Here is a 26,571-nt window from a genome sequence, read left to right as displayed (position 1 = left end):
CCCATGCGCGACAAATTCGACAGTTTCGTAGTCTTCGCCGAGATGCGGACCGGGTCCAACTTCCTAGAGGCGAACCTGAACGCCTTTGCCGGGATCGCCTGTCATGGGGAGGCGTTTAACCCTTTCTTCATGGGCTATCCCAAAAGCGAGCCGATCCTTGGCGTCGATCAGGCCACGCGGGACGAGAACCCCAAAAAGCTGCTGGCGGCGATCCGGGGTCAGCAGGATGCGTTGGGTGGTTTCCGCTATTTTCACGACCACGACCCGCGTGTTTTTGACCATATCGTCGAAGATCAGCGCTGCGCCAAGATCGTGCTCACGCGCAACCCGGTCGACAGCTATGTCAGTTGGAAGATCGCGCAGGCCACGGGGCAGTGGAAGCTGACCGATATGAAGGCGCAGAAGGTGGCGCAGGCTGTCTTTGACGCCGATGAGTTCAGCGCCCATTTGGATGCCCTGCAACAATTCCAGATCACGCTACTGAACCGTTTGCAAATCTCCGGCCAGACGGCGTTCTATGTGGCTTACGAAGACCTGCAAAGCGTTGAGGTGATGAACGGGCTTGCGCGCTACCTCGGCGTGGATGAGCAGTTGGAGGGGCTGGACAAGAACCTCAAGAAACAAAACCCCAGCCCGATCTCGGCCAAGGTCAGCAATTATGACGAGATGCTAGCGGCGCTGGCGCGGCTCGACCGTTTCGACCTGACCCGCACCCCCAATTTCGAGCCACGGCGCGGGCCGAATGTGCCCTCCTATGTGGCGGCGGCGACCAGCGGGTTGATCTATCTGCCGATTAAATCCGGCCCGCAGGAACAGGTGTTGGACTGGCTCGCCGCCCTCGATGGTGTCCCGCGCGAGGCGCTGCGCGATAAGATGTCGCAAAAAGAGCTGCGGCAGTGGAAACGCAAAACGCACGGGCATCGCGGCTTTACCGTACTGCGCCATCCCGCCCTGCGCGCGCATGATGCCTTTTGCCGCCATATCCTGACCACGGGGGAGGGCAGTTACCGCCAGCTGCGCAACACGCTGATGCGGCGCTACAAGGTGCCGCTGCCAAAGGATGGACCCGACGCCGAATATGATCGAGACGCGCATCGCGCCGCTTTTGTCGCCTTCCTGAAGTTTCTCAAAGGCAATCTGGCCGGGCAAACCTCAATCCGGGTGGATGCTGCATGGTGTTCTCAGGCCCAAGCCATCGCGGGTTTCGGGGCGTTCTGCCTGCCCGACCGTATCATCCGCGAAGAGGAGTTGGCCAGCGAACTTCCCGCTTTGGCCGCGGGTCAAGGCCATGCCACCGTCCCGGCCCTGCCCCAGATGGTGGAGCGCGGCCCCTTCACGCTCGGCGATATCTATGACGATGAGATCGAAGCACTCACGGCGGAAGCCTATCAGAAGGATTATATGACCTTCGGCTTTTCGCGCTGGCGGTGAGGGGTACAGGCTAGATTGACCTTGCCGGTTCTGACGTGAACTGGAACAACAGGGCATCTTGAGCATTCCGCCGAAGGTTGCGCCGTGAGTTTCCTGTCTGTCACCTCTGTTCCCCGGCTGCGGTGGAGTTCGCCCAAAGCCTTCACGCTCAGGCCGCCATTGGCGTCGATGGTGTTTTTGGTTCTGGGGTTGTTGATGTTCGGCTTGGGCGAGGCGCTTTTGGTCACGGCGGGTGTCGGCGTCAGCCCTTGGACCGTTTTCGCCGAAGGGGTGACCCGCATCACGGGGTGGAGCCTTGGCTTTGCCACCTTCTTGATCAGCGCCGTGGTTCTTTTGCTTTGGATCCCGCTGATGCAGACGCCCGGCATCGGCACCATTCTGAACGCGGTGATCGTGGCGCTGGTGCTGGAATATGCGTTGCCGATCCTGCCCCACTTCGACAGCGATCTGGCGAATGCCGTGTTGGCGCTGACCGGCGTCTTCGTGACTGGCTTTGGCGGCGCGATCTACCTCGTTGCAAACCTCGGCCCCGGGCCGCGGGACGGGTTGATGACGGGGCTGCAGCGGGTCACCGGCAAACCCATCGCGCTGGTCCGCATGAGCATCGAATTGTCCGTCGTGGCGATCGGCTGGGCCTTGGGCGGCACCTTGGGTCTCGGCACGCTGCTTTTCGCCGTGGGGATCGGCCCGGCCATGGCGATTGGGATGCAGATTCTGCAACTGCGCAGCGTCGCCCGCTAGACGGCAGCGCGCAGGCAGCGCTAGGTGGCGGGTCGAAAAGGCTGAAATCCGCTTTTCCTGAAACGACCTCACCGCATACTGCGGTATACCGTCGACCTTCGCCGCCTCTTCCGCTATCAGGGCAGCAAATGCAGCAATTTGGAGCAATCATGTCCGATATCATCTACACCAAAGTTGACGAAGCGCCGGAGCTGGCCTCTGCCTCGCTGTTGCCGATCATCAAAAAGTTCGCCGAAGCCGCCGGTGTGAGCGTCGGCACGAAAGACATCAGCCTCGCGGGCCGTATCCTCGCGACTTTCCCTGAGCATCTGAGCGAAGAACAGCGCCAGTCGGACGATCTGGCGGAATTGGGCCGTCTGGTGAAGACGCCCGAGGCCAATGTCATCAAACTGCCAAACATCTCTGCCTCCGTGCCGCAGCTGGTCGCCGCGATCAAAGAGCTTCAGGCCCAAGGCTACGCGCTGCCCGACTACCCCGAAGAGCCGAGCACAGATGAAGAAAAAGCCGTGCGCGCGAAATATGACGGCATCAAAGGCTCCGCCGTGAACCCGGTCCTGCGCGAAGGCAACTCCGACCGCCGCGCGGCCAAAGCCGTCAAGAGCTTTGCCCAGTCCAACCCGCACCGCATGGGAGATTGGAAATCGGACAGCAAGACGCATGTGTCGTCCATGTCCGGCAATGATTTCTTCTCCAACGAAGTTTCGGCCACGCTTGACGCCGCGACTGGCGCCAGGATCGTGTTGGAAACCGCGGACGGGGAAAAGGTGCTTAAAGAGGGGCTTGAGTATCCCGCCGGCACCGTGGTCGATGCGACCTTCATGAGCGCCGCGGCGCTGAAGGACTTCCTCAACACCCAGATCGAGAAGACCAAAGAAGACGGCATTCTCTTCTCGCTGCATCTCAAGGCCACGATGATGAAGGTCTCTGACCCGATCCTCTTTGGTCACGCGGTCAAAGCCTATCTTGCGCCGGTATTTGAAAAGCATGGGCAAAAGCTCAAGGAACTGGGCGTGAACCCCAACTCCGGTCTCGGCGATCTGCTGGAGCGCGTGAAGGGCGAGAGCGAGATCATGGCCGACATCGACGCCTGTATGGAAGACCGTCCGCCGATGTATATGGTCGATTCCGACAAGGGCATCACCAACCTGCATGTCTCTTCTGACGTGATCATCGACGCCTCGATGCCCGCGCTGATCCGCGCTGGCGGCAAGGGCTGGGGCCCGGACGGCAAAGAGCATGACGCCAACTGCGTGATCCCCGACAACTCCTATGCGCCGGTTTACGACGAGGCGATCAACTTCTTCAAAGAGAACGGCAAGCTGGATCCGGCCACCGCAGGCACGGTGCAGAACATCGGCCTTATGGCGCAAAAGGCCGAAGAATACGGCTCCCACCCGACCACGTTTGAGCTGGCCGAAGCGGGCACCGTCAAGATGATCCTTGACGACGGCACCGTGCTGCACCAGCACAAGGTCGAGGCCGGTGACATCTGGCGCTCTTCCTCCGCGCGCAAGGCGCCGATTGAGGATTGGGTAAACCTTGCCATCTCCCGCCAAAAGGCCGAAGGCTGCCGCGCGATCTTCTGGCTGGACGCAAACCGCGCCCATGACGCCGAGTTGATCTCCTACGTGAAGCCCATCCTCGAGGCGCAGGGCGTCGCCGCCAAGTTCGAGATCATGGCCCCCCGCGAAGCCACCCGCGCCTCGCTGGAGACCATCACCAAAGGCGAGAACACCATCGCGATCACCGGCAACGTGCTGCGCGACTACCTGACCGACCTCTTCCCGATCTTGGAGCTGGCGACCTCGGCCAAGATGCTGTCGATCGTGAAGCTGATGAACGGCGGCGGTCTGTTCGAGACTGGCGCGGGCGGCTCTGCCCCGAAACACGTTCAGCAGTTGATGGAGCAGAACCACCTGCGGTGGGACAGCCTTGGCGAATTCTGCGCCCTCGGCGAGAGCCTGAAGTTCCTCGCCGATGCCCGCGGCAACGAGAAGGCGCGCGTGCTGGGTGATGCCGTGGAAACCGCGACGCAGGGGATCCTCGACCACGGTCGTTCCCCTTCGCGCAAGGTGGGTGAGCCCGACAACCGCGACAGCCACTATTGGTTCGCGCGCTACTGGGCCGAAGCCGTCGCCGCGCAGAGTGATGACGCAGAGCTCGCCGCAGAGTTCGCACCCATCGCCAAGGACTTGGCCGCCAAGGAAGCTGACATCCTGTCCGAGCTTGCCGCGGCCCAAGGCGCGGCTGTCGATCTGGGCGGCTACTACCACACCGACGCCGAAAAAACCGCCCGCGTAATGCGCCCCTCCGAGACGCTGAACGGCATCATCGGGTAATCGGCCAAATGAAATGAAAACGCCGCGTCGCTGTTTGGGCGGCGCGGCGGATTATCGGTTTGAGATTTGGCAGCCGCGCTGGCGCTTTGAGGGCACCTACACGCCCTCAAAAATCCAAATTCTCCACGCTCAGCGCGTTCTGCTGGATGAACTCGCGGCGCGGCTCTACCACGTCACCCATCAGCTTGGTGAAGAGATCATCGGCCTCGGCCATATCCTCCACGCGGACCTGCAGCAGCGTGCGGGCGTCTGGGTCGAGGGTGGTTTCCCACAGCTGGTCGGGGTTCATCTCGCCCAGGCCCTTGTAGCGCTGCAGCGACAGGCCCTTTTCGCCCTCGGCGAGGATCGCGTCGAGGAGGTCCATCGGGCCGTAGATCATCTGGCTCCGGTCCTTGCGGATCAGCTTGGCGGGCTGGTCGTAGACCTCCTGCAGGTGCTTGGTGAAGCTGCCGGATTTCTTCGCCTCGCCCGAACGCAGCATGCGGCCGTCAAGCGTGCGCACCTCCTCCACGCCGCGTAGGATGCGGGCGAGGCGGATGCCGTGGTCTTGCGTAATGCGGCCCTGCCAGCCGCGCTCGTATTCCAGCGCGATCAGGTTCAGACGGTCGGCGACCTTGTCGGCCACGCCCTGCAGGTCGCTGTCCACCGCGCCCTCGACAAAGGCCCCGGCGATGGCTGCCTGTTCGAGGATGTGGCGCGGGTAGTGGGTCGGGAAAGCCTCTAGCACGCGCTTGAGCTGGCGCGCCATGTCGACCACGCGGGTCAGGTCCTGGCCGGTGATTTCCTCGCCATTGCCTTGGCGCAGCATGGCGCCGTCGACGCCCTGCTGGATCAGGTAGTCCTCCATCGCGGCCTCATCCTTGAGATAGACCTCGGACTTGCCGCGCGACACTTTGTAGAGCGGCGGCTGCGCGATGTAGAGATGGCCGTTCTCGATCAATTCGGGCATCTGGCGGTAGAAGAAGGTCAGCAGCAGCGTCCGGATATGCGCGCCGTCGACGTCGGCGTCGGTCATGATGACGATCTTGTGGTAGCGCAGCTTGTCGATGTTGAACTCGTCCCGCCCGATCCCGGTGCCGAGCGCCATGACGAGGTTGCCGATCTCCTGGCTGCCCAGCATCCGGTCGAAACGCGCGCGTTCCACGTTGAGGATCTTGCCCTTGAGCGGCAGGATCGCCTGCGTCTGACGGTCGCGCCCGGTCTGGGCCGAGCCGCCGGCGCTGTCCCCCTCGACGAGGAAGACTTCGGTCTTGGACGGGTCTTTCTCCGAGCAATCCTTGAGCTTGCCGGCAAGGAAGTTCACGTCCATTGCCGTTTTGCGGCGGGTCAACTCGCGCGCCTTGCGCGCCGCCTCGCGGGCCTGCGCGGCCTCCACGATCTTGCCGACGATCTGCTTGGCCTCGTTCGGGTTCTCCTCGAACCATTCGGCGAGGCGTTCGTTCATCAGACCCTCGACCGCCGGGCGCACCTCGGAGGAAACCAGCTTGTCCTTGGTCTGTGACGAGAACTTCGGATCGGGCACTTTCACCGACAGCACGCAGGTCAGACCCTCACGGGCGTCGTCGCCGGTAAAGCTGATCTTCTCCTTCTTGGCGATGCCGCTGGTCTGGGCATAGGCGTTGATGGTGCGCGTCAGCGCGCCGCGGAAGCCCGCCATATGGGTGCCGCCGTCGCGCTGCGGGATGTTGTTGGTGAAGGGCAGAACCGTCTCATGGTAGCTGTCGTTCCACCACATGGCGACCTCGATGCCGATGTCATCGCGCTCGCCGGTGATGAAGATCGGCTCGTCCATGACCGCGTGTTTGTGCCGGTCGAGGTATTTGACGAATTCCTTCACGCCGCCTTCGTAGTAAAGCTCGGTCTGCAGCGGCTCGACGGGGCGCTCGTCCTTCAGGATGATGCGCACGCCGGAGTTCAGGAAGGCCAGTTCGCGCAGGCGCTTTTCCAGCGTCTCGAAGCTGTAGTCGATGTTCGAGAAGGTGTCGGTCGAGGCCATGAAGCGGACCTCGGTGCCGGTGCGGTCGGTCTCGCCCACGACTTCGAGGTGCTTGGTGGTGAAGCCGCCTTCGAAGCGCGCGACATGTTCCTTGCCCTCGCGCCAGATGCGCAGTTCCAGCCAGTCCGAGAGCGCGTTCACGACCGAGACGCCGACCCCGTGCAGACCGCCCGAGACCTTGTAGGAGTTGCTGTCGAATTTACCGCCCGCGTGCAACTGGGTCATGATGACCTCGGCCGCCGAGACGCCCTCTTCCTCGTGGATCCCCACCGGGATGCCGCGGCCGTTGTCGCTCACAGATACGCTGGAATCCGCGTGGATCGTGACCGTCACCGCATCGGCATGACCGGCCAGCGCCTCGTCGATGCCGTTGTCCACGACCTCATAAACCATGTGGTGCAGGCCCGAGCCGTCGTCGGTGTCCCCGATATACATGCCGGGGCGTTTGCGAACAGCCTCCAACCCTTTGAGAACCTTGATGGAATCGGCGCCGTATTCCTGTGGTGTCAGATCAGTGTCGGACATGCGGAGAAAACCCTTATCGTTTGCCCGATTTATAGTGGTTTGGCCGGGGATTGTCACGCCGATCCCCCCATATTTTGTGTCAGGTGAAGGGGATGATCAGCCCGACGAGAACCAGCATCGCACCGGAGGCCAGATTGATCCGCCGCAGGGTGCGCGGGGCGGTCAGAAAGCCGCGCAGATGGCCCACGAGAAGCGCGATCACGAGGTTGCCCAGGAGCGGCACGATGACCGAGGCCGCAAGGATCGCGGCGATGTCCGGGGCGGTGACCTCGCGCAGGTCGAAGAAGCCGGGCAACACGCCCATGTAGAAGAGCACCGCCTTGGGATTGCCGAGGATCGCGATGAGCCCCGCAACGAAGCCCGCCCACATGCCGGGGCGGGTGAGGCGGCGGTCGGTGTCGATCTTCGCGCCCGCCTGCCAGATTAGGCCCAGCCCCATGGCGATGAAGACCAGTGCGGCGATCCAACGCAGCACCTCCATCAGCGTGTCGACGGCCGAGACGATCCAAGTGATCCCGAGGATCGCCACCAGCGGCCAGAGCATGTCGCCCACCGCCACGCCAAGCGCCAGCGGCCAAGCCGCCTGAAACCCGCCCGAGAGCGCGCGGGCCATCATCGCCAGCCAGACTGGGCCGGGGGTGAGGAAGAGGATCAGAAGCGCGCCGCAGTAGAGCAGCAGGTCGGCAGGGGAGAGGGTCATGACTGACGCACCACCTGTGACAGCCCGTCTTCCTCGGTGACCTCGACGTATTGCGCGCGGTCTCCGAGGCTGTCGAACAGCTCCGGCCCGGTGCCCGTCATCCAGGCCTGCGCGCCGAGTGCCGTGATCTCATCATAGAGCGCCGCGCGGCGGCTGGCGTCGAGATGGGCGGCCACCTCGTCCAGCAGCAGAAGCGGCGGCGCGCCGAAATCGGCGGCGATGGCGCGGGCATTGGCGAGGATGAGCGAGACCAGCAGCGCCTTTTGCTCCCCGGTCGAGCAATCCCGCGCGGCGATGCCCTTGGCAGCATAGGTGCCCTCAAGATCGGCGCGATGCGGGCCGATCAGCGTGCGCCCGGCGGCGACATCGCGCATCCGGTTGTCCGACAGCGCCCGGCGCAGCCCCTCGGCGCTGTCGGGCATGTCATTTTGCAGCATCAGCGTGGCGATGGGGAAGGCGGTCTGCGCCTCCTCCTGCGCCGTGGCGAGGGCGATGAGGGCTTGTTGCCGGTTGGCATGGATCTGTGCCCCGGTCTCGGCCATGCGGTCCTCAAGGGCTGCATACCACGCGGGCTCGCGCACCATGTCCTTCAGCAGCCGGTTGCGCTCGCGCATGGCCTTTTCATAGCTTAGCGACAATTCGGCATGATCGGGCAGCATCGAAAGCGTCACCCGGTCGAGAAACCGCCGCCGCCCCTCGGCCCCCTCGATCCAGAGCCGGTCCATCGCGGGAATAAGCCAGAGCACCCGGGCGATGCGCCCAAGCGCGGTCTGGGCCGTGGCTTTGCCGTCGATCTTGGTTTGCCGGGCGGCACCACCCTCGGACCAGATTTCGACCTCGTGGAGAACGCTTGGTCCGTGCAAGACCCCGGTGACCTTCCAGCCCAGAGCCTCGGGACGGCGCGCCATGTCCTGCGCGCTGCTGCGCCGCAGCCCGCGCCCGGGCGACAGGAGCGAGATCGCCTCGATCACATTGGTCTTGCCCGCGCCATTCGGCCCGTAAAGCGCCACGGGCCGCGCGTCGACCTCGATCACCGCGCGTTTGTGCGAGCGGAAATGCGAAAGGCCAAGGTTGGAGAGAGACAGCTGCGCCATTCAGCACCTGTTTTCTTTGAAAGAAAACGGCGCGGAAATTGTGAAAATTTCCGCCAGCGTCACACGCGCATCGGCATGACGACATAGACCGCCGAGGTATCTGTGCCCTCGCGCATCAGGGTCGGGTCGCCCGAGGAGTTGAACAGGAAAACGGCATTTTCGCGGTCCACTTGGCTGGCGATCTCCAGCAGGTATTTCGCGTTGAAGCCAATCTCGAGCCGCTCGTCGCCGTAAGCCACGGCCAGTTCTTCCTCCGCCGCGCCGCTGTCGGGGGCGTTGACCGAGAGCACGAGGCGGTCTTCGTCAAGTTGCAGTTTCACGGCGCGCGAACGCTCGGACGAGACGGTCGCCACGCGGTCCACCGCGCGGGCGAAATCGGCGGCGTCGACTTCCATCTTGCGGGTGTTCCCCTGCGGGATCACGCGGGTGTAGTCGGGGAAGGTGCCGTCGATGACCTTGGAGGTCAGGGTGATGGCCGGGGTGGCGAAACGGATCTTGGTCTCGGACACGGACACCGCGATTTCCATCTCGTCATCGTCGAGCAGTTTGCGCAGCTCGCCCACGGTCTTGCGCGGCACGATTACGCCGGGCATCTCCGCCGCACCTTCGGGCATTTCGGCGTCGATCCGGGCCAAACGGTGACCATCGGTCGCCACGCAGCGCAGCGCCTTGCCGCCCTCGGCATCCGCCACATGCAGGTAGACCCCGTTGAGGTAATAGCGCGTCTCCTCGGTGGAGATGGCGAATTTCGACTTGTCGAACAGGCGGCGCAGCACCGGGGCGGGGGCCGAGAAGTTCGAGGCATATTCCGACGAGGCCATGACCGGGAAATCCTCACGCGGCAGTGTCGCCAGCGAGAAGTTCGATCGGCCTGCTTCGACCGTCAGGCGGCCAGCGGCGGTGTCAGATGTAAGGCTGATCAGCGCGCCATCGGGCAGCTTGCGCACGATCTCATGCAGCAGGGTGGCCGAAACGGTGGTGGCACCGGCGCGCTCGACTTGCGCTGCGACCTTGTCGACCACTTCGATGTCCAGATCGGTGGCGCGGAAGGAGACATCGCTGCCCTCGGCCTCGATCAGCACGTTGGCGAGGATCGGAATGGTGTTGCGGCGCTCGACCACGGATTGGGCTTGCGAAACGGCCTTGAGCAGTGCCGCGCGTTCGATGCTGAATTTCATGTGCCTTCTCCCATACCGACTGCCGGGAGAGGCAAACTACCCGGTTCCCACGCTTACACAAGAACTTTTGTGGCTTTGTTGAAGTGAATGCAAGAGGGGCGCAAGCTGCGCCCCCGATCGCTGTTTGATCGTGTCCTGAGGACAACCCTCAGGCCGCTATGACTAGGATTCGAGCGCTCGACGCAGCAGTTCCAGATCCTCGGCGATCTGCCCGTCCGAGACCTTGAGTTCTTCGATCCGGCGCACCCCGTGCATGACGGTGGTGTGGTCGCGCCCGCCGAAGCGGCGGCCGATCTCGGGCAGGGAGCGGCTGGTCATCTGTTTGCACAGATACATGGCGACCTGACGCGGGCGCGCGTAGCTGCGCAGGCGCTTGGGGCCGATCATGTCGCTGAGGCGGATGTTGTAATGGTCGGAAACCTTGCGCTGGATTTCCTCGACCGAGATCTTGCGCTCGGAAGCGCGCAGCACGTCGGCGAGACAATCCTGCGTCAGCCCCATGTCGATCTCGCGGCCCACCAGCGATGCGAAGGCGAAGAGGCGGGTCAGCGCACCTTCGAGGACGCGGACGTTCGAGGTGATGCGATGCGCGAGGAATTCCAACACGCCGTCGGCCACTTCAAGGTCGGGGTAGGTCTTGCGCTGCACGTCCACCTTGCTTTGCAGAATGCCGAGGCGCAACTCGTAGTCCGTGGGGTGCAGGTCCACGATCAAGCCGCATTGCAGGCGCGATTTCACGCGGTCTTCGAGGTCTTTGATCTCACCCGGGGCGCGGTCGGCGGAGATGATGATCTGCTTGTGCTGGTCCACCAGCGCGTTGAACGTGTGGAAGAACTCTTCCTGGGTGGAATCCTTGCCCGCGATGAACTGCACGTCATCGACCATCAGCACGTCGACGGAGCGGAAGATTTCCTTGAAGTCCATCATCTTGCGGTCGCGCAGGGCCTGCACGAAACGGTACATGAACTGCTCGGCCGAGAGGTAGAGCACGTTCATCTCGGGCTTGCGCTCATGCAGCTCGCGGGCGATCGCGTGCATCAGGTGGGTCTTACCAAGGCCGACGCCCCCGTAAAGGAACAGCGGGTTGAAGGTGACGGGGCCGCCTTCGGCGACGCGGCGGGCGGCGGCATGGGCCAGTTCGTTGGGCTTGCCGACGACGAAATTGTCAAAGCTGAAGCGCGGGTCGAGCGGGGCGGTGCTGAGCTGCGAATTGGCGGCGGGTTTCACGGCAGCCGAGGTCTGACGCGCAGCCGGGGCGGGCTTTTCGGCGGCGGGGCTGGGCTGCTGATTCAGGGCAAAGTTCAGACGCGTGGCATCGGTGCCCGTCACGTTGATCTCATGCAGAATCAGATCCGAGAAGTTCTGGCTGACGTAGTTGCCGAAGAAATTTGTCGGCACTTTGAGCGTCACGATTCCGTCTTCGACGGCGCCGGGCACAAGCGGTTCAATCCAAGTGGTGTAGTTGTTCTGCCCCACGGTCTTTAGAAGCCGCTCTTTGATCTCGCCCCAGTGATCTAGTGTCATCGTGCCTTACGTCCCGCTTTGCTCTTCGCACAGAGACCGAGTGGTTCTCGGCCCATAAATTGTTTCACCCGGCAACAGGTCATCCACCCGGTCCCACGCGGATGACCGACCTGTGTCCTTCGGACTTTTAAAGAATGGCCTGCCCATGCGCCTGATGTGCCGTAAACCGGCGCAAGAGGCGCTGAACGAACCGTTCGTGTTCTCATCGACAGGGTAAACGTGCTGGCAGCAGCATTCACGATGGTACGCGGAACCGTTTGTGAACGGTCACTTGCACCCCCCTGAATTTGGCATTCTGCCAGTTGGCTGACGCCGTGTTCAGGGCCTGTCCCCCCAAGCGAAATGAATCGCTGGACCTTTGGTAGCAAGTGTTTCCGGTTCGCTTCAACATATCTTCCATCTTGACTCAGAGATTGCCGGAAAAGAATCTCTGGCGTGTTTTTTTCGCTGCACCCGCACGAAAAAAGGCGCCGCAATGCGGCGCCTCTTGTGTTTCTAAGGGCTTGGCTGAGAAGCCGAATTAGCCCAGTGCTTTGACCCGCGCGGACAGGCGCGACATTTTGCGCGACGCGGTGTTTTTGTGGAAAACGCCTTTGGTGACGCCGCGCATCAGCTCGGGCTGGGCGGCTTTCAGAGCGGCGGTTGCAGCTTCTTTGTCACCGGAGGTGATCGCCTCTTCGACTTTGCGCAGGTAGGTGCGGATGCGCGAACGGCGTGCTTTGTTGATCGCAAAACGCTTTTCGTTTTGACGGGCGCGTTTAGCGGATTGACGGGTGTTTGCCATGAGTATCAGCCTTCGGGTTCATATGTTGCGTAGCAACGCGTGACGCCAACCCGACCGGAGATCCGGACCCCCTTTGGGGTAGGTGATTCTAGCCAGAGCGGGCTGCACGCGCATGTATTGGTGCCGCCTATAAGGCAGCGGGCGCGGCAATGCAAGCCGCGCCGGGGGCGACGCTTATTTGTCGCGGAATTGCGCTTCGCGCTTTTCGAGGAAGGCGGACATGCCCTCGTTCTGGTCTTCGGTGTTGAACAGCGAATGGAACATGCGACGCTCGAACAGCAACCCCTCGCTCAGCGGCACCTCATAGGCGCGGTTCACGCATTCCTTGACCACGGTGGCCGAGATCATCGACTTCTCGGCGATCTTGGTCGCGGCGCCGAGCGCCTCTTCCATCAGTTTCTTCACCGGCACCACGCGGGACACGAGCCCCGAGCGTTCGGCTTCTTCGGCATCCATGAAGCGGCCCGTGAGGTTCATGTCCATCGCTTTGGACTTGCCCACCAGCCGTGTCAGACGCTGGGTGCCGCCGATGCCTGCCACGACGCCGAGGTTGATCTCGGGCTGGCCGAACTTGGCGCTTTCCGAACAGATGATAAAGTCACACATCATCGCCAATTCGCAGCCCCCGCCGAGGGCATAGCCCGACACGGCGGCGATGATCGGCTTGCGCACGCGCAGAATCTGATCGGTTTCGGGCGTGAAAAGATCCCCCATGAAGACGTCGACAAAGCTTTTCTCGCGCATCATCGCGATGTCGGCCCCGGCGGCGAAGGCCTTTTCCGAGCCGGTGATGACGATGCAGCGGACCTTGTCGTTTTCCTGCGCGCTTTTCAGCGCCTTGGCAAGTTCACCCAGCAGCGCCTCGTTGAGCGCGTTCAGCGCATCCGGGCGGTTCAGGGTGATCAGGGCCACATGGTTGTCCACGTCCACGGTGATCGTTTCGTAAGCCATCAAGAATGCTCTTTGTTGTTGCGCTCAGGGGAATGTGCATACCACGGCCCCTCCATGTTTCAAGTTATCTTTGGCAGCGCGGACAATAGAAGGAAGAGCGTCCGCTTTGCACGATGCGCGCGATGGTGCCATCGCAGCCGGGTCTGCGGCAGGCTTGGCCCGCGCGGCCATAGACGTCGAAACTATGTTGGAAATAGCCCAATTCGCCATCCGCTTGCCGAAAATCCTTGAGCGACGATCCCCCCGCCGTGATCGCATCCGTCAGCACGTTTCGGATGATCGGCACCAGCCCGGCGACCCGCGCAGCCGAGATGCGCCCGGCCTTGCGGGCCGGGTGAATCCCCGCGCGGTAAAGCGCTTCGCAGACATAGATATTGCCCAAGCCCGCCACGATCCGCTGATCCAACAGCGCAGATTTGATCGGCGTGTTGCGGCCTTTCAGCGCGGCGACCAGATGCGCTTCGTGAAAGTCGTTGCCCAAGGGTTCCGGCCCGAGCAAGGCGAGCAGCTTGTGCGTCTCGGCCCCGGCGGTGGGCATCAAATCCATCGCGCCGAAACGGCGCGGGTCGTTAAAGGTGATCCGCGCACCGTTACCCATATGCAACACGACATGGTCATGTTTCTCGGGCGCGGGGTGGTCGTGCTGAAATTGCCCCAAAGGGTCGCCCGAAACCAGCATCCGCCCGGACATGCCCAAATGCACCAAGAGCGATTCCCCGCTTTCCAGATCGGCGAGGATGTATTTTGACCGCCGCCGCAGCAACCCGACGCGCTGCCCGGTGAGCCGTTCCGCCATCCGCTCGGGGAAGGGCCAGCGCAGGTCGGGGCGGTTCACCTCGGCGCGGGCAATCACTTGGCCCTCCATCGCAGGGACCAGTCCCCGGCGGACGGTTTCGACCTCTGGCAGTTCCGGCATCTCGGTTTCCCCTCTGGCTTGCCTGTGACAAAAGGCACGCATTGTCCCTGCCCCCCGGCACCCTATAACAAGGGACAGAACCAGAGGATCGCAAGAGCAGATGACCCAGGACGCTGACAAAACAACCCATTTCGGTTTCGAGACCGTGCCCGAACATGAAAAGGCCGGGCGCGTGCAGGGTGTGTTCAACTCTGTCGCCAGCAAATACGACATCATGAACGATGTGATGAGCATCGGGATCCACCGCGTCTGGAAAGAGGCGATGATGGACTGGCTCGCCCCGCGCCCCGGTCAGAAACTGCTCGATGTGGCGGGGGGCACTGGCGATGTGTCTTTCAAATTCCTCAAACGTGCCGGGCGCGGCCATGCCACCGTGCTCGACCTGACCGAGCCGATGCTGGTCGAAGGCCGCCAGCGGGCCGAGGCGGACAGGCTGACCGGCAGCCTTGATTGGGTGGTGGGCGACGCGATGGCGCTGCCGTTCCCCGACAACACCTTTGATGTCTACACGATCAGCTTCGGCATCCGGAATGTGACCCGCCCCCAAGAGGCGCTGAATGAAGCGTACCGCGTGCTGCGCCCCGGTGGCCGTCTGATGGTGTTGGAGTTCAGCCAACTGCCCAACCCGGCGATGCAGAAAGCCTATGACCTCTACAGCTTCAACGTGATCCCGCGCATGGGCCAAGCCATCGCGGGGGACCGCGACAGCTATCAATATCTGGTCGAATCGATCCGCAATTTCCCCGATCAAGAGACCTTCCTGTCGATGGTCCGCGCGGCGGGCTTTGGTCAGGCCAAATATCGCAACCTGTCGATGGGGATTGCGGCGCTGCATTCGGGTTGGAAGCTCTGATGCGCGGTCCGCACAACATCTGGCGGTTGATCCGCACGGGCGCGACGTTGGAACGCGCCGGGGCGATGAATGTGGTGCTGGATGCTTTCGATGCCTCCCCGCCGCTGCGTTTCGTGGCCCGCGCGCTTGGCCTGCCGTTCAAATGGCTGGGCTACAAGGGCGACCCGACGATGCCGCCCGCCACCCGCGCGCTGACGGCGCTTGGCCCGGCCTACATCAAATTCGGTCAGGTGTTGTCGACCCGCCCCGACGTGGTGGGCGACGATCTGGCGGTGCAATTGCGCGTGCTGCAAGACAAACTGCCGCCCTTTGACATGGCGCTGGCCCGCAGCGCGGTGGAGCAGGAGTTGGGCGAGCCGGTCAGCGCGATCTTTTCCGAGTTCAGCGAACCCGTCGCCGCAGCCTCCATCGCGCAGGTGCATCACGCGCGGCTGGCCGAGACCGGCGAAGAGGTTGCCGTCAAAGTCCTGCGGCCCGGCATCGAGAAAGCCTTCCGCAAGGACATCGACGCCTTCTACCTCGCCGCGCGGATGGCCGAGATTTTCTCGCCCGGGTCGCGCCGTCTGCGCCCGATGGAGGTGATCGAGCATTTCGACGGCGTCGTGCGGGGGGAGTTGGACCTGCGGCTCGAAAGCTCTGCCGCGTCGGAGTTCGCGGCCAACACTAAGGATGACGCCGGGTTTCAACTGCCCGAGATCAAATGGAATTATTCGGGCCGCCGCGTGATGACGCTGGGCTGGGCCGATGGGCTGCCGCTGGGCGACAATGCCGCGCTGGATGCGGCGGGGCACGACCGGGTGGCGCTGTCGGAACGGGTGCTGCAACTCTTCCTCCAGCACGCTCTGCGCGATGGTTATTTCCACGCTGACATGCACCAAGGCAACCTCAAGGTCGCCGCCAATGGCGACATCATCGCCTATGACTTCGGCATCATGGGTCATATCGACAGCTACACCCGCCGGGTCTATGCCGAGATTCTCTATGGCTTCATCCGCCGTGATTACCAGCGCGTCGCCAAGGTGCATTTCGAGGCGGGTTATGTGCCTGCCGACAAGGACGTTGACGAGTTCGCCCGCGCCCTGCGCGCGGTGGGCGAGCCGATTTTCGGCATGGATGCCACCCGCATTTCCATGGCGCGGCTGCTGACCTATCTGTTCGAGGTGACCGAGCGTTTCGGCATGGAAACCCGGACCGAGTTGATCTTGCTGCAACGCACCATGGTCGTGGTGGAGGGGGTCGCCCGCTCGCTCAACCCGCATATCAACATCTGGGAAGTCGCCAGCCCCATCGTGACCGACTATATCACCAAGTCGCTCGGTCCGCGGGCCATCGTCTCTGATCTGCGCGACACGGCGATGGTCATGGCCCGTTTCGGCCCCCGCCTGCCGGGGCTGGTCGAGCAGGCGCTGAACCGGCAGGCTCAGGAGCAGCCCGAGCGCCGCCCGCGTTTCTGGCGCTATATCGCGGCGACTGCGGTGATGTCCGGTGTGGCCGGGGCCACCACAATCGCCCTGATCGACGCGCTGCTTTAGGGCAGGGGGCCGCGCGGCCCCCAACCCCGGCCTTCAGGCGATACGTTCGATGGCCATGGCGATGCCTTGCCCGCCGCCGATGCACATGGTGATCAACGCGCGCTTACCGCCGATCCGCTCCAATTCGTAGAGCGCTTTCACCGTGATGATCGCCCCCGTCGCGCCGACAGGGTGGCCAAGGGCGATGGCGCCGCCGTTCGGGTTGACCTTTGCGGGGTCAAAGCCGAGTTCCTTGCTCACAGCCAGCGCCTGGCTGGCGAAAGCCTCGTTGCTTTCGATCACGTCAAAGTCATCGGCCTTCAGCCCGGTGCGCTCCAGCAGGCGGCGCACGGCGGGGACCGGTCCGATGCCCATGACCTCGGGTCGCACGCCCGCGTGGGCGTAGCCGAGGATGCGGGCGCGGGGTGTGAGCCCGGCGGCCTCCGCGGCCTCCGCGCGGGCCAGCACCAGCGCCGCGGCACCGTCGTTGATGCCGCTGGCGTTGCCCGCCGTGACGCGGCCGTCCTTCTGGAAGACGGGGCGCAGCCCGGCCAGCGCCTCTGCGGTGGTGGACTTGGGGTGTTCGTCGGTGTCGAAGGCCACCATGTCGCGCTTCACCTTCACCTCGACCGGCACGATCTGGTCCTTGAAATATCCCGCCGCGATGGCTGCCGCCGCGCGTTCCTGACTTTGCAGGGCAAAGGCGTCCATCTCTTCGCGGGTGATCGTGTGTTCATCTGCCACGTTCTCGGCCGTCACGCCCATATGGCCGGTGCCGAAGGGGCAGTTCAGCGTGCCCAACAGCATGTCGAGGCTGCGTGCATCGCCCATCTTCTGGCCCCAGCGGGCATCGGGCAGCACATAGGGCGCGCGCGACATGCTTTCGGCGCCGCCAGCAAGCGCGAAGTCCGCATCGCCCAGCATCAGGCTTTGCGTGGCCGAGACCAGCGCCTGCACGCCTGAGCCGCAGAGCCGGTTTACGTTCATTGCTGGCACCTCGTCGGGCACGCCCGCGTCGCGCGCGGCGACGCGGCTGAGGTACATGTCGCGCGGCTCGGTGTTGATGACGGTGCCGAAGACGACATGGCCGATCTGCGCCGGATCGACGCCCGCGCGCGCCATTGCTGCCGCCGCGACGGTGCTGCCCAGCTTGGTGGGCGGGATGGCGGCAAGCGCGCCGCCGAAAGTGCCGATGGCGGTGCGTGCGCCGCTCAGGATGACGATATCGTCTGACATGAAACTCTCCTCTGATCGTTGGCGGCACTATGGGGGGCGGGCAAGGCAAAGTCAGGCGAAACGTCCCGTCATGCGGCGGCTTGACAGGAGCGAGGTGCCGCGCGACATATCCGCCATGACGGACAACACCGACAAGATCCTGACACAGCTGCCCGCCCGCCTGAAAGAGGCGCGGCAGGGGCAGGGGCTGTCGCTTGATGCCGTGGCGAAGCTTTCGGGCGTGTCGCGCTCCATGGTCAGCCAGATCGAGCGCGGTGAGTCGAGCCCGACCATCGCCACGCTGTGGAACCTGACCCGCGCTTTGCAGGTGGATTTCGCCGGCCTTCTCGACGCCGCCCCCGGCGAGCCGCAGATCGAAGTGCTGCGCAGCGCCGCCGTGCCGACGATCAACAATCTGGGCGACGGCTGCCGCATCCGCATTCTTTCCCCGCCCGAGGAGGCTGGGCATCACGAGGTCTACGAGTTGCTCATCGCAGAGGGCGGCGTGCTCGACAGTGCGCCCCACACCCGCGGCGCGCGCGAGCATCTCAGCGTCTTCGAAGGCGCGGTGGAGGTCACCAGCGGCAGCGGGACCGAGCGGCTGCAGGCTGGCGACACCGCGCGCTATGCCGCCGACGTGCCCCATGCGATCCGCGCCACCGAAGGGCCGGTGCGCGCCTTTCTGGTCGTGCAGGACGCCTGACCTCCGATATATCGGAAAAAATCCGCCATTCCGGAAATCCTCTATTTCGGAACAGCCTCCGTTATGGTAGATGCCTTCTGAAAAGGAGAGCCTCATGACCCAAGCATTTCTATCCCATGTCACCGACACCCTGTCCGAGATCGACGCCGAGGGCATGATGAAGCGCGAGCGGCTCATCACCACCCCGCAGGGCGGCGAGATCGCCGTGGGCGACCGCGAGGTCATCAACCTTTGCGCCAACAACTACCTTGGCCTTGCCGATCACCCCGAGCTGATCGCGGCGGCCAAGGAAGCGATGGACGAAAAGGGCTTCGGCATGGCCTCGGTCCGCTTCATCTGCGGCACGCAGGACATCCACCGCGAGCTGGAGCAGAAGCTGGCCAATTTCCTCGGCCACGACGATTCGATCCTCTTCGCCGCATGTTTCGACGCCAACGGCGGGCTGTTCGAGCCGCTTCTGGGGCCGGAGGACGCGGTCATTTCGGATGCGCTGAACCATGCCTCGATCATCGACGGCATCCGGCTCTGCAAGGCCAAGCGCTACCGCTATGCCAACAGCGACATGGCGGATCTCGAGGCCAAGCTGAAACAGGCCCGCGCGGACGGGGCGCGGTTCATCATGATCGCCACCGACGGGGTCTTCTCGATGGACGGCTATCTGGCCAAGCTGCCGGAGATCGTAGCGCTGGCTGAGAAATACGAGGCGCTGGTGATGGTCGACGATTGCCATTCCACCGGTTTCATGGGGCCGAAGGGCGCGGGCACGCCGGCGCATTACGGCGTCAAGGTCGACATCGTGACCGGCACGCTGGGCAAGGCGCTCGGCGGCGCCATCGGCGGCTACATCGCGGGGCCACAGCCGGTGATCGACCTGCTGCGCCAGCGCGCACGACCCTATCTGTTCTCGAACTCGCTGCCGTCGTCGATCGTGCGCGCCGGTATTCGGGCGCTGGAACTGGTGGAAGAAGGCGACGACCTGCGCGCGCGGCTTTTGGAGAACACTGAGTACTGGCGCGCGGGTCTGGAGAAGCTGGGCTTTGACCTGCTCCCGGGCGAGCACCCCATCGTGCCTGTCATGCTGGGCGAGGCGCAACTGGCGCAGGACATGGCGGCCAAGCTCTTCGAGGAAGGTGTCTATGTCTCCGGCTTCTTCTTCCCGGTGGTGCCGCGCGGTCAAGCGCGCATCCGCACCCAGATGAACGCGGCCCTGACGCGCGAGCAACTCGACCGCGCGCTGAAAGCCTTTGAGACGGCCGGCAAGGCCTGCGGGGTGATTTGATGGCGACCAATGAGATGAAGGCACTGGCCAAGCTTCACCCGCGCGAGGGGCTATGGATGACCTATGCCCCGGTGCCCGAGATCGGCCCCGACGATGTGCTGATCAAGATCAACAAGACCGGCATCTGCGGCACCGACATCCACATCTGGAACTGGGACGACTGGGCTGCCGGGACCGTGCCGGTGGGGCTGATAACCGGCCATGAATTTGCGGGCGAGATCGTCGAGCTTGGCCGCAATGTCGAGGGGCTGGAGGTCGGCCAGCGCTGCTCGGGCGAGGGGCATCTGATCGGCAAACAGTCGCGACAGAGCCGCGCGGGCAAGTTCCACCTCGACCCCGCGACGCGGGGCATCGGGGTGAACGAGCAGGGGGCCTTTGCGCAATACCTGCGTCTGCCCGCCTTCAACGTGGTGCCGCTGCCGGACGAGATTTCGGACGACATCGGCGCGATCCTCGATCCTTTGGGCAACGCGGTGCACACGGCGCTCAGCTTCGATCTGGTGGGCGAGGACGTGCTGATCACCGGCGCGGGGCCGATCGGCATCATGGCCGCCGCGGTGGCGCGGCACGTGGGCGCACGGCATGTGGTGATCACGGATGTGAACCCCGACCGTCTGGCGCTGGCGGAAAAGGTCGCCGATGTGGTGCCGGTGAACGTGGCCAAGGAAGACCTGGGCGCGGTGATCGGCAAGCTGAAGATGAAACAGGGGTTTGACGTCGGCCTCGAGATGTCGGGCAACCAGCAGGCGCTCGATCAAATGGTCGAGGCGATGACCATGGGCGGGCGCATCGCGATGCTGGGCATTCCGCCGGGCAAATCGCCGGTGGACTGGAGCCGCATCGTCTTCAAGGCGATCACCATCAAGGGCGTCTACGGCCGCGAGATTTTTGAGACTTGGTACAAGATGATCGCCATGTTGGAGAACGGGCTGGATGTCTCGGGGATCATCACGCACCGCTTCGGGGTCGACGATTTCGAACAGGGTTTCGCCGCGATGAAATCGGGGCGGTCGGGCAAGGTGGTGCTGGACTGGACCTGAACCGCTCAGGGGCGCAGGCGATTGCGCCCCTGCTGCGTGAGAACCCAAACGTCCTCCCCTTCAAACACCGCCGCGCAGAGCGGTTTGCCATAGCCCGCCCCGGTGTCGAGGTTCACCCGATTGCCATAGTGCATGGCGCTGTCGACCGGCGTGTGGCCATGGACGATCAGCTTGGGATGCGGCGCGATATATTGGTGAAACTCCTTGCGGATCCACAACAGATCATTCTCGCGCTGATCGCCTAACGGCACCCCGGGGCGGATGCCCGCATGGGCAAAGAAAAGGTCGGGCGTTTGATGCGACAGGGCGAGGGTCTTGAGGAAATCCACATGGCTCTGCGGCACCGCTGCGCGGGCTTTCTCATGCACCTCTGACATCCGGTCGCGCCCGCTGACCGACACGCCGTAGGAGTTCAGCGTCGTGTCGCCGCCCAAACGCGGGTTCAGCCAGTTAAGCTCAACCAGCAGCAGCGGATCGTGGCGGGGGAAATCCTCCATGAACCAGCGGAACATGCGGTCGTGATTGCCCATCAGGAAGGTCCAGTTGCGGCCCTCGGCCTTGCCCTGGGCCAGCCGTTCGATCACCGCTTTGCTGTCGGGGCCGCGGTCGGTGTAGTCGCCCAGAAAGACGATCTGCGCCTCCGGCCCGCCGTCTTCTTCGATCAGGGTCAAGACGCGCTCAAGCTCGGCGGCGTAACCGTGGATGTCTCCGATGGCGTAGATGGGGCTGGGCATGATCGTTCCTGTCCTTCTGCACCCCCTCGTGATGCCGCAAAGCGGCGGGGAAGGGAAGGCTGAGGCGCAAGATGCCCCCGAAAGCAAAAGCGCCCCACGAGGGGGCGCTTCCAGATTGTGCAGGTCGTGCGGTGCTTAGGCCACGTCGAATTGCAGCGGCTTGATCTGCCGGAACATGCCGGTGTCGCGCAGTTTGCCGATTACCGTCTCGGGCACCTGATCGTCGACATAGAGCAGGGCAATCGCCTCGCCCTTGGCGGTGTGGCGGCCAAGGGTGAAGTTGGCGATGTTTACGCCGTTTTCGCCCATGGTCTGGCCCAGCGTGCCGATGATGCCCGGCACGTCTTCGTTGGTGGTATAGAGCATGTGCTCCCCGATCTCGGCGTCGATGGTGATGCCCTTGATCTGGATAAAGCGCGGCTTGCCGTCCGAGAAGACAGTGCCCGCGATGGAGCGTTCGCGCTTTTCGGTCACCACAGTCACTTTCACATAGCCGTCGAAGACGCCGGATTTGTCTTGGTTGGTGGTCGAGATCTGGATGCCCTTTTCACGCGCGACCACGGGGGCGGAGACCATATTCACGTCCGGGTTGGCGCGTTTCATGATGCCCGCCACAACGCCGCAGTTCAGCGCCTTGAGGTTCATCTTGGCGACAGAGCCGTCATAGAGGATGTTGATCGCCTTGATCGGCTCGTCCGTCATCTGGCCAATGAAAGCGCCGAGGTGGCCAGCAAGCTTGACCCACGGCCCCATGACCTTGGCTTCCTCGGCGGTGACCGAGGGCATGTTGAGCGCGTTGGTCACGGCCCCGGTGAGCAGGTAGTCGGACATCTGTTCGGCCACTTGCAGGGCCACGTTCTCTTGCGCCTCGGTGGTCGCGGCACCGAGGTGCGGGGTGCAGACCACGTTGGGCAGGTTGAAGAGCGGGTTCTCCTTGGCCGGTTCCTCAGCAAACACATCAAAACCCGCGCCCGCCACATGGCCCGATTTCAGCAGATCGGCCAGCGCTTCCTCGTCCACCAGACCGCCGCGGGCGCAGTTGATGATGCGCACGCCTTTCTTGGTCTTCTCGAGGTTCTCACGGCTCAGGATGTTCGCGGTCTGCTCGGTGTAGGGAACGTGCAGGGTGATGAAATCGGCGCGCGAGAGAAGCTCCTCCAACTCGACCTTCTCGACGCCCATCTTCTCGGCCTTCTCCTCGCCCAAGAAGGGGTCATAGGCCACGACCTTCATCTTCAGCCCGCGCGCGCGGTCACAGACGATGCCGCCGATGTTGCCCGCGCCGATCACGCCAAGGGTCTTGCCGGTCAGCTCGACCCCCATGAACTTGGACTTTTCCCATTTGCCAGCATGGGTGGAGGCGCTTGCTTCGGGGATCTGGCGTGCCACGGCGAACATCATCGCGATGGCATGTTCGGCGGTGGTGATCATGTTGCCGTAGGGCGTGTTCATCACGATCACACCCTGTTTCGAGGCGGCTTCCTTGTCGATGTTGTCAGTGCCGATGCCCGCGCGGCCGATGACTTTGAGGTTCGGCGCATTGGCGAGGATCTTTTCCGTCACCTTGGTGGCCGAGCGGATGGCGAGGCCGTCATAATTGCCGATGATCTCGGCCAGTTTGTCTTTGTCCTTGCCCAGATCGGGCTGGAAATCCACGTCGATGCCGCGGTCGCGGAAGATCTGAACGGCAGCTTCGGAGAGTTTGTCGGAGATGAGTACTTTGGGAGCCATCTGTCTGGTCCTTCATAAACGGGGTCAGCGGTGCGCAGAGACGCGCAACCGACGAGAGGGGGGAGTAGGGTGCGCGATCCTCGCGCACCATCGCGTCACGCGTTGATTTCGGCCTCGAAGGCCCAGGCGAGCCAAGGCAGCATCGCTTCGATGTCCGCCGTCTCGACCGTGCCGCCGCACCAGATGCGCAGACCCGGAGGGGCATCGCGGTAAGCGCCGATGTCGAGGGCTGCGCCCTCATCTGCCAGCCGCTTGGCCACGGCCTTGGCAAAGGCGGCGCCGTCTTTGATGCGCGCGTCGGTGAACTTCAGGCACACCGAGGTGTTGGAGCGTGTCGCCGGATCGGTCGCGAGGAAGTCGATCCAGTCATGCGCTTCGACGAAATCCGCCACGGCCTTGGTGTTGGCATCGGCGCGTGCGATCAGACCTCTGAGGCCGCCCACGGACTTGGCCCAGTCGAGCGCCAGCAGGTAATCTTCGACGCAGAGCATGGAGGGCGTGTTGATCGTCTCGCCTTTGAAAATGCCTTCGTTCAGCTTGCCGCCCTTGGTCAGGCGGAAGATCTTCGGCAGCGGCCATGCGGGCGTGTAGCTTTCCAGCCGTTCCACGGCGCGGGGGGAAAGGATCAACATGCCATGCGCCGCTTCGCCGCCCAGCACCTTCTGCCAAGAGAAGGTCGTCACATCGAGCTTGTCCCACGGCAGGTCTTGCGCGAAAGCGGCGGAGGTTGCGTCGCAGAGCGTGAGGCCTGCGCGGTTCGCCGGGATCACGTCGCCGGTGGGCACGCGCACGCCCGAGGTCGTGCCGTTCCATGTAAAGCAGACGTCGTTGTCATAGTTCAACGCGGCCATGTCGACGATCTCGCCATAGTCGGCGGTGTGGACCTGCGCGTCGATCTTCAGCTGCTTGACCACGTCGGTGACCCAGCCCGCGCCGAAGCTTTCCCATGCCACCATCTCGGCCGGGCGTTCGCCCAAGAGCGACCACATGGCCATCTCGAAGGCGCCGGTGTCGGAGGCGGGCACGATGCCGATGCGGTAGTCGGCGGGCACGCCAAGCACTTCGCGGGTGGTCTCGATCGCCTCGGCGAGCTTGGCCTTGCCGGGCGCGGCACGGTGGCTGCGGCCCAGCGGTGCATCCGCGAGCTTGGTCAAATCGAATGTGGGGATTTTGGCGCAGGGGCCGGAGGAGAAACGCGGGTTTGCCGGTACGGCAACAGGTTTCGCTTCCGGGCGCGGTGCCGGTTGGTTCATAGCCATTGATGCTACCCTCTCAGATATTCGCCCTTCGTTGGGGAAGGGTGTCCCACTTGCCGGGATACGCGGGGAGGCCGGGCTGGCGCAAGTCGCAAAATGACGCTAGGACGCCGGTCATGTCGCTTTGCGCGGCGCGAATGATGCGGATCGGAAACTTATGTTCACGGCAATCTTGTTGACCTCCCCCACCAACCCCAGCCTCGACCCCGCGCTGGTGGAAAGCCTGCGCAACGCTTGGGGCGGGGGTGACGCGCTTTGGCTGGCCCCGGATGAGGCGGCGGAGTTCTCACTGTCCCAGATGCCGGAAAACCGTTGGGATGTCTGGGAAAGCTGCCAGTCTATGGGGGTCGATCTGGTGATCGTGCCGACAGAGGGCCGCCGCAAGAAGATGCTGCTCGCCGATATGGACAGCACGATGATCCAGCAAGAATGTATCGACGAATTGGCCGATGAGGCAGGCGTCGGGGAGCGCGTGAAAGAAATCACCGCCCGCGCCATGAACGGTGAGTTGGACTTCGACGGCGCTCTGCGCGAGCGGGTGGGCCTGTTGAAAGGGCTAAAGGCCAGCGTGATCGACAAGGTTTTGGCCGAGCGGATCACTCTGATGCCCGGCGGCGGGGCGCTGGTGGGCACGATGAAGACCAATGGCGGCTATGCCGCGCTGGTCTCGGGCGGATTCACCGCCTTTACCGCCAAAGTGGCCGAGATGCTGGGCTTTGATGAGAATCGCGCCAATACGCTGCTGGTCGAACAGGCCGCGCTGACGGGCGATGTGGGGCTTCCGATCCTCGGGCGTGAGGCCAAGGTGACTGCGCTGGAAGAGATCACGGCAAAGCTGGGCATCGCCGAGGATCAGGTCATCGCCGTGGGCGATGGCGCCAATGATCTGGGCATGTTGGGGCGCGCGGGCATGGGGGTGGCGCTACATGCGAAGCCGTCTGTCGCGGCGGAATGTGACATCCGCATCAACTTTGGCGATCTGACCGCGCTGCTGTTCGTGCAGGGCTACGCGCGGAGCGAATTTGCGGGCTGAGACTGCCCGCGTGGCGCTGCCGCTTCCTTTGAGCCAAGCGGCAGCGCGAGAGGTCTAGAGCAGTCCCGCCGCCGGTTTCAGCATCCCGGTTTCAAGCCCGCGCCAGTTCTTGATCGGCGCGTTCATCCGCTTGAGCGCGGCGGGGTGGTTGGCGTCCAGCGCCCCCAGTTTGACCATCAGTGCAGTGATCGCGCATTCGGCGGCGCGGGTGGTGCCGCAGGCGGCTTTCAGTGCGATGCCCAGTTTGCGCTCGGGCCAGATGGCGATGAAGAAGCCTTCGGCCCCGGTTTTCAAGGCGACCTTGCCGTCCATCGCCCGCATCAGTTCCGTGCAGGCGCGGCCTTCGCCCGCGACGAGTTCGGGGTGCAGGCGCATGGCTTCGTGTAGGCGCGCCTCGGCAGAGTCTTCGGGGGCGGCGGCAAAATGCGCCATGGCGCGGGCCATGCCGTGCAGCGTGCAGGCGTAATTCGGGGCCGAGCAGCCGTCGATCCCATAGCCGGGGGAGGTTTCTTGGGTGACCGTCTCGAAAGCTTCGAGGCAGGCTTTTTGCACCGCGTGCTCCGGCTTTTCGTAATCTGCGCCGCCGCCGAGATGTTGGTTCAGCGTCAGGAAACCTGCGTGTTTGCCCGAGCAGTTGTTGTGGATCTGGCAGGGTTTCTCATGGGCGCGGATCAGCCCCTCCATCGCGTCGCGGTCGGCGGGCTCCTGCGGGCCGCAGCGAAAGGCGGCGTCGTCCAGACCCAAAGTATCAAGCCAGACGCCCACCCGATCGGTGTGGATGGCGGCCCCTTGGTGCGAGGCGCAGGCAAGCGCCAGTTGCTCGGTGCTCAGCCCCGCCTTGTCCGCCGCGCCGGAATTGATCAGCGGCAGCGCTTGGATCATCTTGGAGGAAGAGCGCGGCAAAATGATCTTTTCCGGGTCACCCCAAGCCTCGACGATCTGGCCGCTGGCATCGCAGATCACGGCATGGCCGGAATGCACGCTTTCCAGAAAGGGTCCGCGCCAGATTTCCGCAAAGGGGGCTGCTTTGGTCATGA

22 protein-coding genes are annotated in these 26,571 nt (G+C 63.6%); 9 read left to right on the top strand and 13 right to left on the bottom strand.

The window, feature by feature from the left end; genetic code table 11:
• Positions 1-3 precede the first annotated feature (3 nt).
• From ACGYLC_RS01600 to ACGYLC_RS01590, 3 genes are all read left to right on the top strand, one after another.
• Complete coding sequence (locus ACGYLC_RS01600; protein ID WP_394421275.1) at positions 4-1,431, top strand: nodulation protein NodH; 1,428 nt, start codon at positions 4-6, stop codon at positions 1,429-1,431.
• Between the two features lie 84 nt (positions 1,432-1,515).
• The gene (locus ACGYLC_RS01595; RefSeq protein ID WP_394421273.1) at positions 1,516-2,172 is read left to right on the top strand and encodes a YitT family protein; all 657 of its coding nucleotides are present in this window, start codon (positions 1,516-1,518) and stop codon (positions 2,170-2,172) included.
• 149 nt (positions 2,173-2,321) lie between these two features.
• Positions 2,322-4,511, top strand: a complete 2,190-nt coding sequence (locus ACGYLC_RS01590) for an NADP-dependent isocitrate dehydrogenase (protein ID WP_394421272.1) — start codon at positions 2,322-2,324, stop codon at positions 4,509-4,511.
• A gap of 106 nt (positions 4,512-4,617) precedes the next feature.
• Here ACGYLC_RS01590 and gyrB read toward each other — a convergent pair whose 3' ends face one another.
• The 8 genes from gyrB to mutM form a co-directional block, all read right to left on the bottom strand.
• Positions 4,618-7,032: a DNA topoisomerase (ATP-hydrolyzing) subunit B gene (gene gyrB, locus ACGYLC_RS01585; RefSeq protein ID WP_394421270.1), complete on the bottom strand. Its 2,415-nt coding sequence runs from the start codon at positions 7,030-7,032 to the stop codon at positions 4,618-4,620.
• A gap of 79 nt (positions 7,033-7,111) precedes the next feature.
• Positions 7,112-7,732 (bottom strand): LysE family translocator, encoded by a 621-nt coding sequence (locus ACGYLC_RS01580; RefSeq protein ID WP_394421268.1) that lies wholly within the window; start codon positions 7,730-7,732, stop codon positions 7,112-7,114.
• Complete coding sequence (recF, locus tag ACGYLC_RS01575; RefSeq protein ID WP_394421266.1) at positions 7,729-8,826, bottom strand: DNA replication/repair protein RecF; 1,098 nt, start codon at positions 8,824-8,826, stop codon at positions 7,729-7,731. The genes ACGYLC_RS01580 and recF overlap by 4 nt, the downstream gene beginning before the upstream one ends.
• Before the next feature lie 59 nt (positions 8,827-8,885).
• Positions 8,886-10,004, bottom strand: a complete 1,119-nt coding sequence (gene dnaN, locus ACGYLC_RS01570) for a DNA polymerase III subunit beta (RefSeq protein WP_394398095.1) — start codon at positions 10,002-10,004, stop codon at positions 8,886-8,888.
• Positions 10,005-10,166: 162 nt separating this feature from the next.
• On the bottom strand, positions 10,167-11,528 hold the full coding sequence (dnaA, locus tag ACGYLC_RS01565; RefSeq protein WP_394421264.1) for a chromosomal replication initiator protein DnaA: 1,362 nt from the start codon (positions 11,526-11,528) through the stop codon (positions 10,167-10,169).
• A 520-nt stretch (positions 11,529-12,048) separates the two neighbouring features.
• Positions 12,049-12,312 carry a 30S ribosomal protein S20 gene (gene rpsT, locus ACGYLC_RS01560; RefSeq protein ID WP_067261164.1) on the bottom strand — a complete coding sequence of 88 codons (264 nt, stop codon included), beginning with the start codon at positions 12,310-12,312 and terminating at the stop codon, positions 12,049-12,051.
• Between the two features lie 174 nt (positions 12,313-12,486).
• The gene (locus tag ACGYLC_RS01555; protein ID WP_394421262.1) at positions 12,487-13,263 is read right to left on the bottom strand and encodes an enoyl-CoA hydratase; all 777 of its coding nucleotides are present in this window, start codon (positions 13,261-13,263) and stop codon (positions 12,487-12,489) included.
• A gap of 64 nt (positions 13,264-13,327) precedes the next feature.
• On the bottom strand, positions 13,328-14,179 hold the full coding sequence (mutM, locus tag ACGYLC_RS01550; protein ID WP_394421261.1) for a bifunctional DNA-formamidopyrimidine glycosylase/DNA-(apurinic or apyrimidinic site) lyase: 852 nt from the start codon (positions 14,177-14,179) through the stop codon (positions 13,328-13,330).
• A 100-nt stretch (positions 14,180-14,279) separates the two neighbouring features.
• Between mutM and ubiE the strand changes: the two genes are divergently transcribed.
• Together ubiE and ubiB are read left to right on the top strand one after the other, a co-directional pair.
• The gene (gene ubiE, locus ACGYLC_RS01545) at positions 14,280-15,032 is read left to right on the top strand and encodes a bifunctional demethylmenaquinone methyltransferase/2-methoxy-6-polyprenyl-1,4-benzoquinol methylase UbiE (protein ID WP_394421260.1); all 753 of its coding nucleotides are present in this window, start codon (positions 14,280-14,282) and stop codon (positions 15,030-15,032) included.
• The gene (ubiB, locus tag ACGYLC_RS01540; RefSeq protein ID WP_394421258.1) at positions 15,032-16,564 is read left to right on the top strand and encodes a 2-polyprenylphenol 6-hydroxylase; all 1,533 of its coding nucleotides are present in this window, start codon (positions 15,032-15,034) and stop codon (positions 16,562-16,564) included. Before ubiE ends, ubiB begins: the two co-directional genes overlap by 1 nt.
• 33 nt (positions 16,565-16,597) lie before the next feature.
• Here ubiB and ACGYLC_RS01535 read toward each other — a convergent pair whose 3' ends face one another.
• Positions 16,598-17,779, bottom strand: coding sequence for an acetyl-CoA C-acyltransferase family protein (locus ACGYLC_RS01535; RefSeq protein ID WP_394421257.1), 1,182 nt, complete (start codon positions 17,777-17,779; stop codon positions 16,598-16,600).
• A 115-nt stretch (positions 17,780-17,894) separates the two neighbouring features.
• Between ACGYLC_RS01535 and ACGYLC_RS01530 the strand changes: the two genes are divergently transcribed.
• The 3 genes from ACGYLC_RS01530 to tdh all read left to right on the top strand — a co-directional run bounded on the left by ACGYLC_RS01530 (position 17,895) and on the right by tdh (position 20,780).
• Positions 17,895-18,461, top strand: coding sequence for a helix-turn-helix domain-containing protein (locus ACGYLC_RS01530; protein ID WP_394421809.1), 567 nt, complete (start codon positions 17,895-17,897; stop codon positions 18,459-18,461).
• 94 nt (positions 18,462-18,555) lie between these two features.
• Positions 18,556-19,740, top strand: a complete 1,185-nt coding sequence (locus ACGYLC_RS01525; protein ID WP_394421255.1) for a glycine C-acetyltransferase — start codon at positions 18,556-18,558, stop codon at positions 19,738-19,740.
• The gene (gene tdh / locus ACGYLC_RS01520; protein WP_394421252.1) at positions 19,740-20,780 is read left to right on the top strand and encodes an L-threonine 3-dehydrogenase; all 1,041 of its coding nucleotides are present in this window, start codon (positions 19,740-19,742) and stop codon (positions 20,778-20,780) included. The genes ACGYLC_RS01525 and tdh overlap by 1 nt, the downstream gene beginning before the upstream one ends.
• Before the next feature lie 5 nt (positions 20,781-20,785).
• On the opposite strand, the gene ACGYLC_RS01515 is transcribed toward tdh, so the two are convergent.
• The 3 genes from ACGYLC_RS01515 to ACGYLC_RS01505 all read right to left on the bottom strand — a co-directional run bounded on the left by ACGYLC_RS01515 (position 20,786) and on the right by ACGYLC_RS01505 (position 24,504).
• Positions 20,786-21,514, bottom strand: coding sequence for a metallophosphoesterase family protein (locus ACGYLC_RS01515; protein ID WP_394421250.1), 729 nt, complete (start codon positions 21,512-21,514; stop codon positions 20,786-20,788).
• Between the two features lie 135 nt (positions 21,515-21,649).
• Positions 21,650-23,245 (bottom strand): phosphoglycerate dehydrogenase, encoded by a 1,596-nt coding sequence (gene serA / locus ACGYLC_RS01510; RefSeq protein ID WP_394421248.1) that lies wholly within the window; start codon positions 23,243-23,245, stop codon positions 21,650-21,652.
• 95 nt (positions 23,246-23,340) lie between these two features.
• On the bottom strand, positions 23,341-24,504 hold the full coding sequence (locus ACGYLC_RS01505) for a phosphoserine transaminase (protein ID WP_394398074.1): 1,164 nt from the start codon (positions 24,502-24,504) through the stop codon (positions 23,341-23,343).
• Positions 24,505-24,658: 154 nt separating this feature from the next.
• Between ACGYLC_RS01505 and serB the strand changes: the two genes are divergently transcribed.
• The gene (gene serB, locus ACGYLC_RS01500) at positions 24,659-25,534 is read left to right on the top strand and encodes a phosphoserine phosphatase SerB (protein ID WP_394421246.1); all 876 of its coding nucleotides are present in this window, start codon (positions 24,659-24,661) and stop codon (positions 25,532-25,534) included.
• Between the two features lie 54 nt (positions 25,535-25,588).
• Here the strand turns inward: serB and ACGYLC_RS01495 are convergent, their stop codons facing one another.
• Complete coding sequence (locus tag ACGYLC_RS01495; protein WP_394421244.1) at positions 25,589-26,569, bottom strand: asparaginase; 981 nt, start codon at positions 26,567-26,569, stop codon at positions 25,589-25,591.
• Positions 26,570-26,571: the final 2 nt, after the last annotated feature.

This window comes from Sulfitobacter sp. 1A12157 (genome assembly GCF_043557345.1).
In the GTDB taxonomy this organism is placed as follows: domain Bacteria; phylum Pseudomonadota; class Alphaproteobacteria; order Rhodobacterales; family Rhodobacteraceae; genus Sulfitobacter.
The sequence above is the reverse complement of the archived record's forward strand: the minus strand, read 5'-3'. Positions and strand labels throughout refer to the sequence as shown.

Excerpts from the sequence above, each read along its gene's own strand:
- ACGYLC_RS01535 (WP_394421257.1), bottom strand. The coding sequence starts at position 17,779 with ATGTCAGACGATATCGTCATCCTGAGCGGCGCACGCACCGCCATCGGC.
- gyrB (WP_394421270.1), bottom strand. The coding sequence starts at position 7,032 with ATGTCCGACACTGATCTGACACCACAGGAATACGGCGCCGATTCCATC.
- ACGYLC_RS01505 (WP_394398074.1), bottom strand. The coding sequence starts at position 24,504 with ATGGCTATGAACCAACCGGCACCGCGCCCGGAAGCGAAACCTGTTGCC.
- serA (WP_394421248.1), bottom strand. The coding sequence starts at position 23,245 with ATGGCTCCCAAAGTACTCATCTCCGACAAACTCTCCGAAGCTGCCGTT.
- serB (WP_394421246.1), top strand. The coding sequence starts at position 24,659 with ATGTTCACGGCAATCTTGTTGACCTCCCCCACCAACCCCAGCCTCGAC.
- dnaA (WP_394421264.1), bottom strand. The coding sequence starts at position 11,528 with ATGACACTAGATCACTGGGGCGAGATCAAAGAGCGGCTTCTAAAGACC.
- ACGYLC_RS01590 (WP_394421272.1), top strand. The coding sequence starts at position 2,322 with ATGTCCGATATCATCTACACCAAAGTTGACGAAGCGCCGGAGCTGGCC.
- ACGYLC_RS01580 (WP_394421268.1), bottom strand. The coding sequence starts at position 7,732 with ATGACCCTCTCCCCTGCCGACCTGCTGCTCTACTGCGGCGCGCTTCTG.
- tdh (WP_394421252.1), top strand. The coding sequence starts at position 19,740 with ATGGCGACCAATGAGATGAAGGCACTGGCCAAGCTTCACCCGCGCGAG.
- mutM (WP_394421261.1), bottom strand. The coding sequence starts at position 14,179 with ATGCCGGAACTGCCAGAGGTCGAAACCGTCCGCCGGGGACTGGTCCCT.
- recF (WP_394421266.1), bottom strand. The coding sequence starts at position 8,826 with ATGGCGCAGCTGTCTCTCTCCAACCTTGGCCTTTCGCATTTCCGCTCG.
- ubiE (WP_394421260.1), top strand. The coding sequence starts at position 14,280 with ATGACCCAGGACGCTGACAAAACAACCCATTTCGGTTTCGAGACCGTG.
- ACGYLC_RS01530 (WP_394421809.1), top strand. The coding sequence starts at position 17,895 with ATGACGGACAACACCGACAAGATCCTGACACAGCTGCCCGCCCGCCTG.
- rpsT (WP_067261164.1), bottom strand. The coding sequence starts at position 12,312 with ATGGCAAACACCCGTCAATCCGCTAAACGCGCCCGTCAAAACGAAAAG.
- ACGYLC_RS01555 (WP_394421262.1), bottom strand. The coding sequence starts at position 13,263 with ATGGCTTACGAAACGATCACCGTGGACGTGGACAACCATGTGGCCCTG.
- dnaN (WP_394398095.1), bottom strand. The coding sequence starts at position 10,004 with ATGAAATTCAGCATCGAACGCGCGGCACTGCTCAAGGCCGTTTCGCAA.
- ACGYLC_RS01525 (WP_394421255.1), top strand. The coding sequence starts at position 18,556 with ATGACCCAAGCATTTCTATCCCATGTCACCGACACCCTGTCCGAGATC.
- ACGYLC_RS01600 (WP_394421275.1), top strand. The coding sequence starts at position 4 with ATGCGCGACAAATTCGACAGTTTCGTAGTCTTCGCCGAGATGCGGACC.
- ubiB (WP_394421258.1), top strand. The coding sequence starts at position 15,032 with ATGCGCGGTCCGCACAACATCTGGCGGTTGATCCGCACGGGCGCGACG.
- ACGYLC_RS01515 (WP_394421250.1), bottom strand. The coding sequence starts at position 21,514 with ATGCCCAGCCCCATCTACGCCATCGGAGACATCCACGGTTACGCCGCC.
- ACGYLC_RS01495 (WP_394421244.1), bottom strand. The coding sequence starts at position 26,569 with ATGACCAAAGCAGCCCCCTTTGCGGAAATCTGGCGCGGACCCTTTCTG.